Raw genomic sequence first — 17,725 nt, forward strand, 5'->3', positions numbered from 1 at the left:
CGGATCTGCCCGACCGGCGTAGCGGAATCTCGGCATCCGGATGCGTACAACCAGCGGGGTGCGCCGATGGTCTCATCTGGACCGGACAGACGTTCGATTCCTCGGCACCTCACGTGTACGTGAGCGCCCCCACGCATGGCGCACCGAGGTGCGGCAGCTCCTGCGCCAGGAGAACCATGCGTACACGTACGGCCGCCGCCACCCCACGGCCAAGGACGGCTCGGGCATCAAGGGCATCCTCGGGGCCAAGCTCGTCAGCTCCGACGACCGGATCATCCACGCCCACGCCGCCGACTGCACCAGACCCTCGTCCACCACCATGAGGTGCGTCTTCAAGTTCACCCTGGACGCGAACCGCTCCGACTACTACGACCTCAGGAACAGCTCGGCGGGCACCTGGCGCTGCACCGCCGAGGCCGTCGCCAACGACAGCGACTTCTACGACCTGGAGACCAGCGCCAAGATCCAGGTGAAGCGCCTCGCCAGGCTCGCCACCACCCAGGCCTGCCCCGAGCCGGTCGCCAAGGGCACCAAACTCACCGTCACCGGCACGCTGACCCGAGCCGACTGGAACACCACACCTATACCCCGCACGCCGGGCGCTCCGTGGCCCTCCAGTTCAAGCGGTCCGGCACCTCGACGTACACGACGGTCAAGACGGTCACGACCGACTCGGCCGGCAAGCTGCGCACCACCGTCACCGCCAGCGCCTCGGGCACCTGGCGCTGGAAGGCCGCCTCGACCTTCACGACGAGCGGAGCGACGGCGTACGGCGACTCGGTGACGGCGAAGTAGGCGCCGGGGCGAGCCGTCACTCACACCTGAACGACGACTCGGCCCAGTCCGCCAGCACCGCCAGGTCGTGGGGGCCGTGCGGCTCGACGACCAGTCGTACGGTCTCCCGCCCGCTCAGGTTCACCCGGACCGGGACCGCCGGATCCCCGCCCCGCACCAGCCCGGACATCCACAGCCGGACACCGTCGCCGTAGACGGAGAAGTAGACCCGGCCGAGGCCGTGCGACAGGTCGTCGACACCGAGGAACGCGCTGTACGAGGCGCACCGGCGGTTGAGGTCGATGGTCACGGAGGAGCGGCCGTGCACGGTTACTCCGTTCGCGTACCGCTTCCCGGCGATCGCCATCCCGTACCGCTGCCACACCCAGCTGCTCTCGCCGAGGCGCATCTCGGGCTCGGTGCCGTCGCCGAGGACGCCGTACCGCAGCTCGTTCCACCGGTAGACGGCCGAGGGCGGCGGGGGCGGGGGAGCGGGCGTCGAGGGGGGTGTGGGGGACGGCTTCGGCGGCGCGGGGGACGGAGTGGGGGTCGGCGTGGGCGTGGGGTCGGGGGCGGGCGTCGGCTTCGCGGAGGGAGCCGGGGTCGGGGCCCGCGACGGCGAGGACTTCGGTGTCGGCAACGGCTTGGACACCGGGACCATCTGCGCGGGCGCGTCCGGCGCGGGCCGCGACTTCGGCGGCGTCGGGGGAGCCGGCTCCGGGGCGGCCTCGACGGGCTGCGAGGCGGGCGGCCTGGCCAACGGCTCCCAGGGTTCCACCTCGTCGTTGGCCAGCGCGAGCGCCACCGCCGCGGCGACCATCCCGGCCACACTCACCGCGATCCCGGCCTTGGCCGGCGCGCCGAGTCCTTCCGCGGCGGCCCCGCCACCGGCACCGGCGCCCGCGCCGCCGGACCCACCACTCGCCGCGCCCGCCGCGGCCCCGGCCGCACCGGCCCCCGCGCCGCCGGCGACGAGCGCGGCCACCTTCGCGTACCCGGCCGCGCCGAACCACCCGATGACCGCCACGGGTACGACGGCGGGGATCCCGCTCGCGACTTCCTTGATCTGTCCGGCCGCCAGCCGGCACGCCGCGCACTCCTCCAGATGAGCGCGCAGCCCCCGCTCTGCGCGGGTCCGCAGGCTGCCGCGGGCGTACGCGCCGAGCCGGTCGGCGTAGCGCCCGCACTCCGCCGAGTTCCCGGCGAGCGTGGCGCTCACATGGGCCTGCAGATACGCCTGTTTGAGACCCTCCCGCGCCCGGCTGGCCAGCACCCGGGTGCCGTTGGCGTCCAGCCCGAAGAGCGTGGCGACCTCGCTCGGCGACTCGTCCTCGACCTCCGTGTGCCAGAGCACGGCCTGCCACCGCTCCGGCAGCGAACGGAACGCCCGCATCGCCAGCGACTGCTCGGCCTCGTGCATCGCCCGTACATCGGCCCCCAGGTCCAGCGTGTCGCTGTCCGACCCATGGCCCCCGCGCGACGCCTGCGCCGCGAACACCGCGAAGTCGTCGACCAGCTGCTCCCGCTTGGCGGAACTCGTCCATCTCGCGGCGACCCGGCGTACCGACGTCAGCAGATAGGCCCGTACGGCGTGCTCCGGTCCGGAGCCGCCCCGTACCGCCTGCAGCATCCGGGCGAAGACCTCGGCCGTCAGGTCGTCGGCGGTGTGGGTGTCCCGGCAGCAGGTCCGGGCGTAGCGGCGCACGGCCTGCGCGTGCCGCCGGTACAACTCCTCGTACGCCGAGTCGTCCCCCGACCGCATCCACTCGATCAGATCGGCGTCGGAAGGCGCCCGCGGCGGCAGCACACCGGAGTCGGAACGGTCCCACTGCGCGGGAACGCCGCGCCCCCCTTGCCTCGGAACCTGCGGCTCCGCCTCGGCCTCCGCCCCCTCCGCCGACATCGACTCGTCCTGCCTGTCAACACCCATCGCGGAAGCCCCCGCCGCCAGCCGACCCAGTCCCCAACACCAGGGCAGCGTGCCATATTGGCTTTTGTTCAGTCCCTGGCGCTACGGGCATACCACTCGTCCGAGGTCACTTCCCAGACCGTGGTACGCGACTTCCTCATATGAGTAACGCGAACACGGTGGCGCCCCCTTCAGGGGCGCGGGGAACTGCGCGAGAACCCCCACCGAACCCGCACCCGACGACGCACCCCATCAACGCACCCCACGGGGGCGAAGGGGGCAGCGCCCCTGGGAGGGGAACGGGTAAGGGCGGCGGGGGCGACAGAACCACCCCACACCGCTCTTGGGTGAACGACTCTCACCCACCCACGATCAGGCAGGCCGAGACCGCAACCCCTCCAACAGAATGTCGAGCAACCGAGCAGACGCGGCAGCCTGCTGCGCAGCGTCCGGCAGCGAAGGCGCCCCCGTGGCGATCACAAGCAACACATCCGCCACAGTCACGTCCTCCCGCAACTCACCCGCGGCCCGAGCCCGCTCCACCAACTGCCCCACGACCTCGAGCAGCGCGGAAGCCCCGGCGTCGTCCACCGGCCCACCAAGGCCACCGGCGGAGCCACCCGCACCGGAATCCGCCGACACCAGCCGAAGCTCGGCCGTCGGCTGTATCCGCTGCTGCGGCACCCGCGCCTCGTCGAGGCCGATCCCGCCGATCCCGCCGACCGCGTCGGCCTCGTCCTCGGCGACGCCGACCCGCAGGACCTGCGGCGGCAGCAACCGCCCGGCACCCGACGCCACCGACGTCCGCAGGAACCGCGACAGCGCCTGCCACGGGTCCTCCTCCTGCCCGAGCGCCACCCTGGCCTGTTCGGTGAGCCGGGACGTCTCCTCCTCGGCTATCCGGCGGACCAGGACGTCCTTGCTCGGGAAGCGCCGATACACCGTGCCGACACCGACCCTCGCGCGGCGGGCCACGTCCTCCATCGGCGCGCCGTACCCCAGCTCGCCGAAGACCTCGCGCGCCGCGCGCAGCACGTGCTCGAGGTTGCGCTGTGCGTCTACGCGGAGCGGAGTGGAACGCGCTCCGTCACCGCGTCCGCTGCCGCCCGCCGAGCCGATCGCACCGCCGGGTGCGATGGTGGACGCGGACGACCAATGGGACTCCTGAATATGCATACGTGTTCCCCCGGTAATGACGTCTCCCCCCGGAGACTCTCCCCGTCATCGGAAGCCGGAGCGGCGGAACGAGCGCCCAAGGTCCTCGGCGGTCACCGATCACCTTCGCCGGAGACCCGACCCGGCCCCAGGCCGATCCGCCCGTCGCGGACCACCCGGAATCCGGACCCGAACCCGAAACCCACAATCCCGATCCCGGACCCGACCGAACCTCTTGAACGCATCCCCCTACACCCCGTCGACACACGAACATAGTTGAGAGGGAGTCAATTCAGAAGGGGCACGTTCCGCGCAGAGCGCCCCTCGATCGGAGTACGGGCGGTTTACGTCCGTTTTGCACCCCCTTCCGCAACCGGTCTCCCCCCACCTGACCTGCGCACCTGCCGCACGCGCCGGTGAATCGGCCAACCCCGCGCCCCCACGGAGACCGGTCACACAAATTGCCGGGCCTGTGGACAAACCAGCGAGCAAGGTGCGTCATGGGATGGTGAAGGAACCGATGCGCATCCTTATCGTCGGCGGCGGATACGTCGGGCTGTACACAGCGCTGCGTTTGCAGCGACAGCTGAAACCGGAACTCGGACGCGGAGACGTCGAGATCGTCGTCGTGTCCCCCGACCCCTATATGACGTATCAACCCTTCCTTCCGGAGGCGGCCGCGGGCTCCATCTCGCCCCGCCACGTCGTCGTGCCGCTGCGCCGGGTCCTCGACAAGTGCAGGGTCGTCATCGGCGAGGCCGCCGCGATCAACCACGCCAAACGCGTCGCGACCCTCACCACCCTCGCCACCGAGGAGGAGGGCTCGGCCGCCGAGCAGCTGACGTACGACGAACTGGTCCTCGCCCCCGGCTCGATCGCGCGCACCCTGCCCATCCCCGGGCTCGCGGACCACGCCATCGGCTTCAAGACCGTCGAAGAGGCCATCGGCCTGCGCAACCACGTCATCGAACAGATGGACATCGCCTCCTCCACCCGCGATCCCGCGATCCGCGACGCGGCCCTGACCTTCGTCTTCGTGGGCGGCGGCTACGCCGGCGTGGAGGCACTGGGCGAGCTGGAGGACATGGCCCGCTACACCGCCCGGTACTACCACAACGTCAAGCCCGAGGACATGAAGTGGATCCTCGTGGAGGCCTCCGACCGCATCCTCCCGGAGGTCGGCGAGGAGATGGGCCGCTACACGGTCACCGAACTGCGCCGCCGCAACATCGACGTACGGCTGCACACCCGCCTCGAATCGTGCGCCGACCGCGTCGCCGTCCTCAGCGACGGAGCCCGCTTCCCGACCCGTACGGTCGTGTGGACGGCCGGGGTGAAGCCGCACCCGGTCCTCGCCGCCACCGATCTGCCGCTGAACGAGCGCGGGCGGCTGAAGTGCACCGCCGAGCTGTCGGTGGAGGGCGTCGCGCACGCCTGGGCGGCCGGTGACGCGGCCGCCGTCCCCGACGTCACCGCCGAGGCCGGCAAGGAGACCGCGCCCAACGCCCAGCACGCCGTCCGCCAGGCCCGCACCCTCGGTGACAACATCGCCCACTCCCTGCGTGGCGAACCGCTGGAGACGTACTCGCACAAATACGTCGGCTCGGTCGCCTCCCTGGGCCTGCACAAGGGCGTCGCCCACGTGTACGGGCGGAAGCTGAAGGGCTACCCGGCCTGGTTCATGCACCGCGTGTACCACCTCAGCAGGGTTCCCACCTTCAACCGCAAGGCCCGCGTGCTCGCCGAATGGACCCTCTCCGGACTCTTCAAACGGGAGATCGTCTCGCTCGGATCACTCGAACATCCCCGTGCGGAGTTCGAACTCGCGGCCGGTGGAAAGCCTCCTGAGAACCCGAAGGGGTCGTCCTGACCGGATCCAGGAACTCCACCGTTTCGGCCGACGTCTGACGGATGTCGGTCCGGTCGGCCAGACTGGTCCGCGACGTGATCCATGATCCCGGGCGGGGCCACCCCCTCGCCCACACGTACCCACGACCAGGCGTCCCCCACCGCCGCACCCGGGGCAACCCCTCGGGCCACCGGCCGGATCCGGAGCCGGCCACAGACGACCACACGAGGCACGAGGCAAGGATTCGGTGAACTTCACGCGCTGGAGCGCCCGGCTCCCCGGTACGCAGCGCCGCGCCGCAGCGCGGACCGAACACACGGTCACCCCGGACCGGCGCGGCGAAGGCTCCGTGCCCGCGGCCCGCGTCGAACGGCAGAGCGACGACCCTCCGGACGGCCACCCGACCGTGCCCGCCGTCGACGACCTCCCCACCCGCGAGATCCTCGACCGCATCCCGGCCCTCGTCGCCCTCGTCCACGGCCCCGACCACCGCACGGCCTACGTCAACGACGCCTACACCAAGGCCTTCGGCGCCCGCCCCCTCGGCGAACCGGCCCGCGCGTCCCTGCCCGAGCTGGACGCCCTCGGCCTCCTCCCGCTCCTCGACCAGGTCCTGCGCAGCTCAAGACCCCGCACGGTCAAGTCCCGCAAGGCACCCGATGGCCGCAGCTACACGATCACCTGCACCCCCGTCGCCGTACCGAGCGGTGCCGAGCGGAGCGAGGGCGGCGTACTGATCTTCGCTGCCGACGTCACCGACCACGCCGAGGCCGGCGAACGCCTGCGCGCCAGCGAACGCCGCCAGCGCGAGACCGCCGTCACCCTCCAGCGCTCCCTCCTCCCGCAGGAACTGGAACAGCCCGACGACCTGCGCATCGCGGCCGTCTACCACCCCGGCGGCACCGAGACCGCCGTCGGCGGCGACTGGTACGACGTCATCACCCTCGGCGGCGGCCGAACCGCCCTCGTCATCGGCGACGTCATGGGCCGGGGCGTGCGCGCCGCCGCCGTCATGGGCCAGCTCCGTACGGCCGTCCGCGCCTACGCCCGCCTGGACCTGCCGCCCCACGAGGTCCTGCAACTGCTCGACGGCCTGGCCACGGAGATCGACCCCAACCAGATCGCCACCTGCGCCTACGCCGTCCACGACCCCAACGAGGGCCGTCTCGTCTACGCCTCCGCCGGCCACCTCCCCATCCTCGTCCGCGACGAGAGCGGCACGGTCCTGCGCGCCGACGAACCGACCGGCCCGCCCCTGGGCACCGGCGGCTGGACCCACGCCTCCGGCTCGATCCCTCTCGGCCCCGGTTCCACGGCCGTCTTCTACACCGACGGCCTCGTGGAGCGCCGCAACGAGGACCTGGACGAGGGCATCGCCGCCCTCGAACGCGCCCTGTCCGGCGCCACGGGCACCCCGCAGGTCGTCTGCGACCGCCTGGTGCGCTCCACCGGCGTCACCGCCGACCACGACGACGACGTCGCCGTCCTCGTCCTCCAGCACCCCGCCCGCACCGGCCCCGACAGCGAACTCTTCCGCAACGCCGCGCTGGAACTCCTCGGCGGTGTCGAAGCGGCGCCCCGCGCCCGCGCGTTCGCCTCCGGCGTCCTCACCAGCTGGCGCTTCCCACCGGAACTGCACGACCTGGGCGTCCTGGCCGCCAGCGAACTCGTCGCCAACTCCCTCCAGCACGGCACCCCGCCCATGCGGCTGAGGCTGCGCCGCACCGACCGCCGCCTCATCGTCGAGGTCACCGACGGGAACGACCACCTCCCCCGGCGCCGGCGCGCCGACCCCGCCGACGAGTCCGGCCGGGGCATCGCCATCGTCGCCACCATCGCCTCCAACTGGGGCAGCCGCCGGGCACCGGGCGGCGGCAAGGCGGTGTGGTGCGAGTTCGCCCTGCCGGGGACGACCTGAGCGGCCGGGGCCGCGGCTGAGCAGCGCCCCTCACACGGACTCGGGCACCTGCGCGTCCGCCCGGCGGGCGGTGTCGACCCCCGCGTGCCAGGCGACACGGGCCGCGTGGAGACGGGTCTCGACGCCGAGCTTGGCGTAGATGCGCCGGAGATGGTCCTTGACGGTGTCGGGGCTCAGGTTGGGACGGTCGGCGATCTCCCGGTTGGGCAGCCCGTCGCCGACGAGCGCGAGGATCTCCCGCTCGCGCGGGGTGAGCGTGGACACCAGCGCCTCGGCCGGGGCGCGTTCCCGGTCGGGCGGGGCGGGTCTGGCGTAGGCGCTCTTCACGGTCTCCGTCAGACAGGGGTCCAGTGGGAGACCGCCGTGGGCGACGGCCGTCACCGCCCAGGGCAGGTGCAGGGCGGCCGTGGCACGGCGCAGGATGCCCGTCGCGCCGTGCCGGAGCAGTTGGCGCGTGCCGTGGCCCGTGAGCTGCTCGCAGAGGACGACGCCGGCGGGTCCGCCGAGCCGGAGCAGCGTGTGCAGGGCCTCGCTCTCCGCTGCGTGGCTGATCACCACGACGTCGGGCCGGGACCAGCGCACGATGTCGGCCAGAGTGCAGGGAGCACCCTCGGCGACGAGGGTGAGCTGCTGTACTTCCTCCAATCCCGGGCGAACCGCGATGCGTGCGGAGAGCATGCGAGCCACCAACGCGACATGAACCATCTGTTCCCCCGTCAGGTCAGTCTTGTTGGACACGAAAGACGCGCTGTGGTCAAGAGCGCGTTGTTAAGACCTCAACAACCGTGTGCAGCTTCACACTTGGGATTGGGCCGGTCAGGCGCAACGGGCCTCTACGGGGCGGCGGCCCCGGTGTCAACCCGCCGCGCCCGCGACGCCCGGCATCTGCTGGCCGTCGCCGCCTGGTGCGCCACGGTCGTGTACGCCACCTGGGTCGACTCACCCCCACAGGCCATGATCCTCACCGGCATACTGATCACCGCCGTGCTGCTGAGCATCCCCGAGGTGTTCTCCGGGGTGCTCCGACTCCTGCCGGAAAGCGGGCCCCGCCGCTGGCTGGTCCGCCGACCGGTCCAGGGCCTGCGCCGGCCCTGGCCGTCCTCACCGTGCTCTTCGGCGCGTCCCTCGGATACGTCACCCTCCTGGACACCCTGATCCGCACGGCCGAGAAGCAGTCCTACCCCTCGGTGCTCCCGGGCCAGGTCCTGCTGGCCGGCCACGAGAGCGACACCTTCCCGCCCGGCGAGGCCCTGCTCCGCACCGTCGAAGCCTCCGGGGCACTCGACGGGCTGCGCCGCACGGAACCGCGCTATCTGATGGACGACGACCCCGACAACCCCCGCATGGCCGGCCGGGAAGGCGACGACGGCAGCCTCCTCGCCGCCGACACACCCGCCGACGTCGAACGGCTGATCGGCCGCCGACTCGACCCGACCCAGATCTCCGTCCTGCCGAACGGCGGCCTGCTCGTCTGGGCCCACGCCCCCGACGCCCCCACCGGCCCGGACGCGCACACCTCCCTCGTCGTACGCCAGGGCGACAAGGTCCTCGGCAGCACCGCCGAGTTGCCCGAGGCCGCCGTCGAGGTCAGCCCGGCCGAGTGGCGCACCGGCTCCGACGGCATCATGCTGCGCGCCACCGCGAACGCCCTCGACCTGCCGATCCAGGCCCATGGTCCGATCATGGTCACCGGCGTCCCCGACACCGAGGCGCGGGCCCTGCAACAGGCCGTCGTCGACGCGGGCATGGACGCCGGAGCCGTCCTGATCCACGTGGAACCCGACGACCCGGTGCCCCCGGCCGCGCTCCTGGCCACCGCCGTGGGTCTGGTGCTGCTGGCCCTCGCCGCCGTACTGGCCGCGACCCGCAGCCAGACCCGCATCCTGCGCCGCTATCTCGCCCGACTGATCGCCGTGGGCATCCCGCCGAGCCGGGCCCGCCAGGTGCTGCTCTGCCAGCACGGCATCCTCGTCGCGGTGAGCACCCTCCTCGGTCTGCTCATCGCCGTGATCCCCACCGTGGTGCTCGCCTCCCAGATCTCCGGATTCGTCCTCAGCGTTCCCTGGTGGCAAATGGGCGTACTCGCCGCGGCGACCTACACCGCGGCACTGTTCGCCGCCGTCCTCTCCGCCCACAAGCTCCGCGTGACCGAGGCCCGGGGCACCTGAGGGCGCCGCGCACGACACCCTCGGGGCCGGGCACCCGGCCCGGGTCCTCAGGCCCGGGCCGCCACCGACTCGGCAGCACCGGCACCAGTACCGGCATCGGCCCCGCTCCCGGCGACCACGCGGCTGCTCGCGAGCGCGGGCTGATCCTGCACGGCCGTGAGCTGCCGTCCGAGCCGCAGCGCCAGCACACTGATGCCCAGCGAACACAGCAGGAACGCCACGATGTACGGCGCGTGCAGCGAGGCGCCCATCGGTCCGCCCACCGCCGGACCGACCGCCAGCGCGAGCTGCTTCACCAGCGCGAAGGCCGAGTTGTACTGCCCCGCCAGCCCGGCCGGAGCGAGATCCGCGACCAACGGGGCGACCGTCGGCGACAGCATCGCCTCCCCCAGCCCGAACAGCGCGTACGTCGACACGAACGCGGCCACGGCCATCTCCTGGCTCCCGTGCCCGAGGCCCGCGAAGCCCGCGACAGCCCAGGCCACGGCCCAGATCAGCCCCACGGCCGCGATCACCCGCGACCGCCGGCGCCGCGTCACGAACCGCAGCACGGCGAACTGCGCGATCACGATCACCGCCGTGTTGGCCGCCAGCGCCGTACCGAGCGCGGAGGTCGATATGCCGGCAGCCTCCACCCCGTACGCGCTGAGCCCCGACTCGAACTGCCCGTAGCAGGCGAAGAACAGCACGAACCCCAGCACACACAGCTGCACCATGGCCCGATTGCCGAGCAGCTGCTTCCAGCTCCCCTTGGCCGACGGGCCCGCGGGCACGTCCTCGGCCTTGGGCGCCCGCGGCATCCGTACGGTCGCCATCACACCCACGAGCAGCAGGAACATCGCCGCCTGTATGGAGAACAGCAGGACGAAGGAGCTCGCCCGCGTGGCGTCGACGAGGTGCCCTCCTATCAGTCCGCCGACCCCGAGCCCGAGGTTCTGCAGGAAGAACTGGGTGGCGAAGGCCCGCGAGCGGTTCTCCGGACCGGAACAGTCGACGATCATCGTCGCGAGCGCGGGCTGCATCACGGCCTGCCCCGCTCCGAGCACCGCCGCGGACGACAACACCGTCGTCGCACTGGTGGCCAGGCCGAGGCCAAGCGACCCGACGGCGGCGGTGACCAGGGCGGTGAGCAGCACCGGAAGCGGCCCGCGCCGGACTATGGCCCGCCCCGCGAAGGGCAGCACCACCAGCGCGGCGACGGCGAAGACCGCGAGCACGAGCCCTGCCGTCATCGCACCGAGCTCCCGCACCTGCGCCACATAGACGTACAGATACGGGACGGTGAAGCCGAGTCCGAACGCGCCGAGCGCGTTGCCCACATGAATCCGGCGCATCGCTGCGCCCGTCCCCCTGGTCACGTTCACCTGCCTAGGTAAGGGAAGCCCTCCGCCCGTCCTACTGGGCAGGCGTTAGTAGTGAAGACTTCGAAGTTAAAATTTAGAACCTAAACACTACACTCCGAAGGACTTCGATGCCAAGCGACGGCGTGCCATACTGCGGTCCCATGGGCGACACCCCAGGCACCTCCGGCAGCGCCGAGCCGACACTCGAAGAGCAGATCGCCGCCTACCAGCGCGAGTTCCAGGACCTCGACCCCCAGGTCGAGAAGATCGTCTCGGCCCTCTCCCGGCTCCACCGCCGTATGAACGTCGCCTACGGCCGCCAGACCTCGGAGCTCGGGATCAGCAACGCCGAGTGGGAGGTCCTGAAGGCTCTCGTCCTCTCCGGCGCCCCGTACCGGATGGGCCCGAGCGAGCTGGCCAAGCGACTCGGTCTGACGCCGGCCGCCATGACCCACCGCATCGACCGCATGGTCGCGGAGGGCCTGGTGACGAGGGAACGCGACGAGAACAACCGCGTCCGCGTCATCGTCGAGCTCACCCCCGACGGTCGAGAGAAGTGGCTGGCGGCCATGCGCCTCGCCTCGGTCTTCGAGGAGGACCTCCTCCAGGACCTCTCACCTTTGGAACGCACCGTCCTGGGCGAAGTCCTGACCCGACTCCTCCGCCGCGTCGAGCACGCCCAGCCGGACGCCGGCGGCCGTCTCGCCGACCTCGACTGAGGCCGTACGCTCGGGGCGGCCGAGGTTTGGCCGCGGCTCACCAGGGGGAGACTTGACAGTCCACCCCGCGATCCATAGAGTTCTTCGGGTTGCCGCGGAGCCGTAACGGTTCTGCGACAGCACCTCCGCCGCTTCGAGCGGCACCCAAACCAACCAGCTCGATCTCCCAACCGGGGCGAATTCGGTGCGCCCGAATTCAATTCGATTTGGTTCGGACGAGTTCGACAGGCCCGATTGGGAACTGCCGGACAGATCCGCTAAGGTTTGGGGAGTCGGAGCGGCCCAACAGCCGCGAAGGCAACTCCCGCTGACTGGGAATCAGGACCGAAAGGATCTGATAGAGTCGGAACCGCCGGAAAGGGAAACGCGGAAGCGGAAACCTGGAAAGCACCGAGGAAATCGGATCGGAAAACGATCTGATAGAGTCGGAAACGCAAGACAGCAAGACCGAAGGGAAACTGCCCGGAGGAAAGCCTGAGAACAGCTCGGGTGAGTACAAAGGAAGCGTCCGTTCCTTGAGAACTCAACAGCGTGCCAAAAATCAACGCCAGATATGTTGATACCCCGTTCCTGGCCGATCTCGGCTGGGGCGAGGTTCCTTTGAAACAAACACAGCGAGGATGCTGTGAACCATCGGACTATTCCTCCGGTGGTTCCGCTCTCGTGTGTGTGCACCGGATTACCGGTAAACATTCACGGAGAGTTTGATCCTGGCTCAGGACGAACGCTGGCGGCGTGCTTAACACATGCAAGTCGAACGATGAACCACTTCGGTGGGGATTAGTGGCGAACGGGTGAGTAACACGTGGGCAATCTGCCCTTCACTCTGGGACAAGCCCTGGAAACGGGGTCTAATACCGGATACGACACTCTCGGGCATCCGATGAGTGTGGAAAGCTCCGGCGGTGAAGGATGAGCCCGCGGCCTATCAGCTTGTTGGTGAGGTAACGGCTCACCAAGGCGACGACGGGTAGCCGGCCTGAGAGGGCGACCGGCCACACTGGGACTGAGACACGGCCCAGACTCCTACGGGAGGCAGCAGTGGGGAATATTGCACAATGGGCGAAAGCCTGATGCAGCGACGCCGCGTGAGGGATGACGGCCTTCGGGTTGTAAACCTCTTTCAGCAGGGAAGAAGCGAAAGTGACGGTACCTGCAGAAGAAGCGCCGGCTAACTACGTGCCAGCAGCCGCGGTAATACGTAGGGCGCGAGCGTTGTCCGGAATTATTGGGCGTAAAGAGCTCGTAGGCGGTCTGTCGCGTCGGATGTGAAAGCCCGGGGCTTAACCCCGGGTCTGCATTCGATACGGGCAGACTAGAGTGTGGTAGGGGAGATCGGAATTCCTGGTGTAGCGGTGAAATGCGCAGATATCAGGAGGAACACCGGTGGCGAAGGCGGATCTCTGGGCCATTACTGACGCTGAGGAGCGAAAGCGTGGGGAGCGAACAGGATTAGATACCCTGGTAGTCCACGCCGTAAACGGTGGGAACTAGGTGTTGGCGACATTCCACGTCGTCGGTGCCGCAGCTAACGCATTAAGTTCCCCGCCTGGGGAGTACGGCCGCAAGGCTAAAACTCAAAGGAATTGACGGGGGCCCGCACAAGCAGCGGAGCATGTGGCTTAATTCGACGCAACGCGAAGAACCTTACCAAGGCTTGACATACACCGGAAACGGCCAGAGATGGTCGCCCCCTTGTGGTCGGTGTACAGGTGGTGCATGGCTGTCGTCAGCTCGTGTCGTGAGATGTTGGGTTAAGTCCCGCAACGAGCGCAACCCTTGTTCTGTGTTGCCAGCATGCCCTTCGGGGTGATGGGGACTCACAGGAGACTGCCGGGGTCAACTCGGAGGAAGGTGGGGACGACGTCAAGTCATCATGCCCCTTATGTCTTGGGCTGCACACGTGCTACAATGGCAGGTACAATGAGCTGCGAAGCCGTGAGGCGGAGCGAATCTCAAAAAGCCTGTCTCAGTTCGGATTGGGGTCTGCAACTCGACCCCATGAAGTCGGAGTTGCTAGTAATCGCAGATCAGCAGTGCTGCGGTGAATACGTTCCCGGGCCTTGTACACACCGCCCGTCACGTCACGAAAGTCGGTAACACCCGAAGCCGGTGGCCCAACCCGTAAGGGAGGGAGCTGTCGAAGGTGGGACTGGCGATTGGGACGAAGTCGTAACAAGGTAGCCGTACCGGAAGGTGCGGCTGGATCACCTCCTTTCTAAGGAGCATCTAGATCTCGCAAGAGATCCAGGGCCACAACGTCGGCGAACGTCCGACGGTGGTTGCTCATGGGTGGAACGTTGATTATTCGGCCGGTTTCACGGGCCGGAGGCTGTTAGTACTGCTCGCAAGAGCGTGGAAAACATGATCTCCGGACGGAATCCGGTCGGGCACGCTGTTGGGTGTCTGAGGGCACGGCCGTGTGGCTGCCTTCAGTGCCGGCCCCGGTGCACTCGAATCTACTGGTTCGGGGTGATGGGTGGTTGGTCGTTGTTTGAGAACTGCACAGTGGACGCGAGCATCTGTGGCCAAGTTTTTAAGGGCGCACGGTGGATGCCTTGGCACCAGGAACCGATGAAGGACGTGGGAGGCCACGATAGTCCCCGGGGAGTCGTCAACCAGGCTTTGATCCGGGGGTTTCCGAATGGGGAAACCCGGCAGTCGTCATGGGCTGTCACCCGCTGCTGAACACATAGGCAGTGTGGAGGGAACGCGGGGAAGTGAAACATCTCAGTACCCGCAGGAAGAGAAAACAACCGTGATTCCGGGAGTAGTGGCGAGCGAAACTGGATGAGGCCAAACCGTATGCGTGTGAGACCCGGCAGGGGTTGCGTATACGGGGTTGTGGGATCTCTCTTCTGTTGTCTGCCGGCAACAGGACGAGTCAGAAACCGTTGATGTAGGCGAAGGACATGCGAAAGGTCCGGCGTAGAGGGTAAGACCCCCGTAGCTGAAACATCAGCGGCTCGTTTGAGAGACACCCAAGTAGCACGGGGCCCGAGAAATCCCGTGTGAATCTGGCGGGACCACCCGCTAAGCCTAAATATTCCCTGGTGACCGATAGCGGATAGTACCGTGAGGGAATGGTGAAAAGTACCGCGGGAGCGGAGTGAAATAGTACCTGAAACCGTGTGCCTACAAGCCGTGGGAGCGTCGCGCATTGAGTTTACTCAGTGCGTCGTGACTGCGTGCCTTTTGAAGAATGAGCCTGCGAGTTTGCGGTGTGTTGCGAGGTTAACCCGGGTGGGGTAGCCGTAGCGAAAGCGAGTCCGAACAGGGCGACTCAGTAGCACGCTCAAGACCCGAAGCGGAGTGATCTAGCCATGGGCAGGTTGAAGCGGAGGTAAGACTTCGTGGAGGACCGAACCCACCAGGGTTGAAAACCTGGGGGATGACCTGTGGTTAGGGGTGAAAGGCCAATCAAACTCCGTGATAGCTGGTTCTCCCCGAAATGCATTTAGGTGCAGCGTCGTGTGTTTCTTGCCGGAGGTAGAGCACTGGATAGGCGATGGGCCCTACCGGGTTACTGACCTTAGCCAAACTCCGAATGCCGGTAAGTGAGAGCGCGGCAGTGAGACTGTGGGGGATAAGCTCCATGGTCGAGAGGGAAACAGCCCAGAGCATCGACTAAGGCCCCTAAGCGTACGCTAAGTGGGAAAGGATGTGGAGTCGCAGAGACAACCAGGAGGTTGGCTTAGAAGCAGCCACCCTTGAAAGAGTGCGTAATAGCTCACTGGTCTAGTGATTCCGCGCCGACAATGTAGCGGGGCTCAAGCGTACCGCCGAAGTCGTGTCATTCCAGCATGAGGGCCAACGCCCGCTGGGATGGGTAGGGGAGCGTCGTGTGCCGGGTGAAGCAGCCGCGGAAGCGAGTTGTGGACGGTTCACGAGTGAGAATGCAGGCATGAGTAGCGATACAAACGTGAGAAACGTTTGCGCCGATTGACCAAGGGTTCCTGGGTCAAGCTGATCTGCCCAGGGTAAGTCGGGACCTAAGGCGAGGCCGACAGGCGTAGTCGATGGATAACCGGTTGATATTCCGGTACCCGCTGTGAAGCGTCAAACATTGAACCAGGCGATGCTAAGTCCGTGAAGCCGTCCCGGATCCTTCGGGTGAAGGGGAGTGGTGGAGCCGACGAACCAGACTTGCAGTAGGTGAGTGATGGGGTGACGCAGGAAGGTAGTCCATCCCGGGCGGTGGTTGTCCCGGGGTAAGGGTGTAGGACGTCGGGTAGGTAAATCCGCCTGGCACATAGTCTGAGACCTGATGCCGAGCCGATTGTGGTGAAGTGGATGATCCTATGCTGTCGAGAAAAGCCTCTAGCGAGTTTCATGGCGGCCCGTACCCTAAACCGACTCAGGTGGTCTGGTAGAGAATACCGAGGCGTTCGGGTGAACTATGGTTAAGGAACTCGGCAAAATGCCCCCGTAACTTCGGGAGAAGGGGGGCCACACCTGGTGATCCGATTTACTCGGTGAGCTGGGGGTGGCCGCAGAGACCAGCGAGAAGCGACTGTTTACTAAAAACACAGGTCCGTGCGAAGCCGTAAGGCGATGTATACGGACTGACGCCTGCCCGGTGCTGGAACGTTAAGGGGACCGGTTAGTCACTCTTCGGGGTGGCGAAGCTGAGAACTTAAGCGCCAGTAAACGGCGGTGGTAACTATAACCATCCTAAGGTAGCGAAATTCCTTGTCGGGTAAGTTCCGACCTGCACGAATGGCGTAACGACTTCTCGACTGTCTCAACCATAGGCCCGGTGAAATTGCACTACGAGTAAAGATGCTCGTTTCGCGCAGCAGGACGGAAAGACCCCGGGACCTTTACTACAGTTTGATATTGGTGTTCGGTTCGGCTTGTGTAGGATAGCTGGGAGACTGTGAAGCTCGGACGCCAGTTCGGGTGGAGTCGTCGTTGAAATACCAGTCTGGTCGTGCTGGATGTCTAACCCGGGTCCGTGATCCGGATCGGGGACAGTGTCTGATGGGTAGTTTAACTGGGGCGGTTGCCTCCCAAAGGGTAACGGAGGCGCCCAAAGGTTCCCTCAGCCTGGTTGGCAATCAGGTGGTGAGTGTAAGTGCACAAGGGAGCTTGACTGTGAGACCGACGGGTCGAGCAGGGACGAAAGTCGGGACTAGTGATCCGGCGGTGGCTTGTGGAAGCGCCGTCGCTCAACGGATAAAAGGTACCCCGGGGATAACAGGCTGATCTTCCCCAAGAGTCCATATCGACGGGATGGTTTGGCACCTCGATGTCGGCTCGTCGCATCCTGGGGCTGGAGTCGGTCCCAAGGGTTGGGCTGTTCGCCCATTAAAGCGGTACGCGAGCTGGGTTTAGAACGTCGTGAGACAGTTCGGTCCCTATCCGCTGTGCGCGTAGGAGTCTTGAGAAGGGCTGTCCCTAGTACGAGAGGACCGGGACGGACGAACCTCTGGTGTGCCAGTTGTTCTGCCAAGGGCATGGCTGGTTGGCTACGTTCGGGAGGGATAACCGCTGAAAGCATCTAAGCGGGAAGCCTGCTTCGAGATGAGGACTCCCACCCCCTTTGAGGGGTTAAGGCTCCCAGTAGACGACTGGGTTGATAGGCCAGATATGGAAGCCTGGTAACGGGTGGAGTTGACTGGTACTAATAGGCCGAGGGCTTGTCCTCAGTTGCTCGCGTCCACTGTGTTGGTTCTGAAACCACGAACAACCCCATTTCTCATGGTCATGAGGGATGGTGCGGTATTCATAGTTTCATAGTGTTTCGGTGGTCATAGCGTGAGGGAAACGCCCGGTTACATTCCGAACCCGGAAGCTAAGCCTTACAGCGCCGATGGTACTGCAGGGGGGACCCTGTGGGAGAGTAGGACGCCGCCGAACAATTTTTGAGAAAGCCCCTGCCGGGTTA

Annotated in this window: 10 protein-coding genes and 3 rRNA genes; 9 read left to right on the forward strand and 4 right to left on the reverse strand. The window is 67.2% G+C overall.

Translation table 11 applies throughout. From position 1 onward, the window contains the following. The first annotated feature begins 606 nt into the window (after positions 1-606). Positions 607-795 carry a hypothetical protein gene (locus P8T65_RS24520; protein WP_316727385.1) on the forward strand — a complete coding sequence of 63 codons (189 nt, stop codon included), beginning with the start codon at positions 607-609 and terminating at the stop codon, positions 793-795. 16 nt (positions 796-811) lie between these two features. On the opposite strand, the gene P8T65_RS24525 is transcribed toward P8T65_RS24520, so the two are convergent. Both P8T65_RS24525 and P8T65_RS24530 read right to left on the reverse strand, forming a co-directional pair. After that, a complete protein-coding gene (locus P8T65_RS24525; protein WP_316727387.1) occupies positions 812-2,704 on the reverse strand; it encodes a sigma-70 family RNA polymerase sigma factor in 1,893 nt (630 codons plus the stop codon). A 351-nt stretch (positions 2,705-3,055) separates the two neighbouring features. Beyond that, a complete protein-coding gene (locus P8T65_RS24530) occupies positions 3,056-3,859 on the reverse strand; it encodes a helix-turn-helix domain-containing protein (RefSeq protein WP_316727388.1) in 804 nt (267 codons plus the stop codon). A gap of 484 nt (positions 3,860-4,343) precedes the next feature. On the opposite strand from P8T65_RS24530, the gene P8T65_RS24535 reads away from it, so the two are divergent. Both P8T65_RS24535 and P8T65_RS24540 read left to right on the forward strand, forming a co-directional pair. Next, on the forward strand, positions 4,344-5,708 hold the full coding sequence (locus P8T65_RS24535) for an NAD(P)/FAD-dependent oxidoreductase (protein ID WP_316727390.1): 1,365 nt from the start codon (positions 4,344-4,346) through the stop codon (positions 5,706-5,708). A 226-nt stretch (positions 5,709-5,934) separates the two neighbouring features. Continuing rightward, positions 5,935-7,605, forward strand: a complete 1,671-nt coding sequence (locus P8T65_RS24540; RefSeq protein WP_316727392.1) for a SpoIIE family protein phosphatase — start codon at positions 5,935-5,937, stop codon at positions 7,603-7,605. Positions 7,606-7,635: 30 nt separating this feature from the next. Here P8T65_RS24540 and P8T65_RS24545 read toward each other — a convergent pair whose 3' ends face one another. Then, complete coding sequence (locus P8T65_RS24545) at positions 7,636-8,343, reverse strand: response regulator transcription factor (protein WP_316727394.1); 708 nt, start codon at positions 8,341-8,343, stop codon at positions 7,636-7,638. Positions 8,344-8,457: 114 nt separating this feature from the next. Between P8T65_RS24545 and P8T65_RS24550 the strand changes: the two genes are divergently transcribed. After that, positions 8,458-8,760 (forward strand): hypothetical protein, encoded by a 303-nt coding sequence (locus P8T65_RS24550; RefSeq protein ID WP_316727396.1) that lies wholly within the window; start codon positions 8,458-8,460, stop codon positions 8,758-8,760. Then, positions 8,712-9,773 (forward strand): hypothetical protein, encoded by a 1,062-nt coding sequence (locus P8T65_RS24555; protein WP_316727398.1) that lies wholly within the window; start codon positions 8,712-8,714, stop codon positions 9,771-9,773. The genes P8T65_RS24550 and P8T65_RS24555 overlap by 49 nt, the downstream gene beginning before the upstream one ends. A 47-nt stretch (positions 9,774-9,820) precedes the next feature. Here P8T65_RS24555 and P8T65_RS24560 read toward each other — a convergent pair whose 3' ends face one another. Next, positions 9,821-11,107 (reverse strand): MFS transporter, encoded by a 1,287-nt coding sequence (locus P8T65_RS24560; RefSeq protein ID WP_316731699.1) that lies wholly within the window; start codon positions 11,105-11,107, stop codon positions 9,821-9,823. Positions 11,108-11,277: 170 nt separating this feature from the next. On the opposite strand from P8T65_RS24560, the gene P8T65_RS24565 reads away from it, so the two are divergent. From P8T65_RS24565 to rrf, 4 genes are all read left to right on the forward strand, one after another. Then, positions 11,278-11,835, forward strand: a complete 558-nt coding sequence (locus P8T65_RS24565) for a MarR family transcriptional regulator (protein WP_316727400.1) — start codon at positions 11,278-11,280, stop codon at positions 11,833-11,835. Positions 11,836-12,527: 692 nt separating this feature from the next. Continuing rightward, positions 12,528-14,053, forward strand: a 16S ribosomal RNA gene (locus tag P8T65_RS24570). 308 nt (positions 14,054-14,361) lie between these two features. Then, positions 14,362-17,485 (forward strand): 23S ribosomal RNA (locus tag P8T65_RS24575). A gap of 95 nt (positions 17,486-17,580) precedes the next feature. Next, positions 17,581-17,697 (forward strand): 5S ribosomal RNA (gene rrf / locus P8T65_RS24580). Together the 16S, 23S and 5S rRNA genes form the textbook arrangement of a ribosomal RNA operon. Positions 17,698-17,725: the final 28 nt, after the last annotated feature.

The organism is Streptomyces sp. 11x1 (assembly GCF_032598905.1).
Taxonomy (GTDB): domain Bacteria; phylum Actinomycetota; class Actinomycetes; order Streptomycetales; family Streptomycetaceae; genus Streptomyces.

What these genes read in the sequence shown, in the direction of transcription:
- P8T65_RS24525 (WP_316727387.1), bottom strand. Translation starts at nt 2,704, where the DNA reads ATGGGTGTTGACAGGCAGGACGAGTCGATGTCGGCGGAGGGGGCGGAG.
- P8T65_RS24530 (WP_316727388.1), bottom strand. Translation starts at nt 3,859, where the DNA reads ATGCATATTCAGGAGTCCCATTGGTCGTCCGCGTCCACCATCGCACCC.
- P8T65_RS24535 (WP_316727390.1), top strand. Translation starts at nt 4,344, where the DNA reads ATGGTGAAGGAACCGATGCGCATCCTTATCGTCGGCGGCGGATACGTC.
- P8T65_RS24560 (WP_316731699.1), bottom strand. Translation starts at nt 11,107, where the DNA reads ATGCGCCGGATTCATGTGGGCAACGCGCTCGGCGCGTTCGGACTCGGC.
- P8T65_RS24565 (WP_316727400.1), top strand. Translation starts at nt 11,278, where the DNA reads ATGGGCGACACCCCAGGCACCTCCGGCAGCGCCGAGCCGACACTCGAA.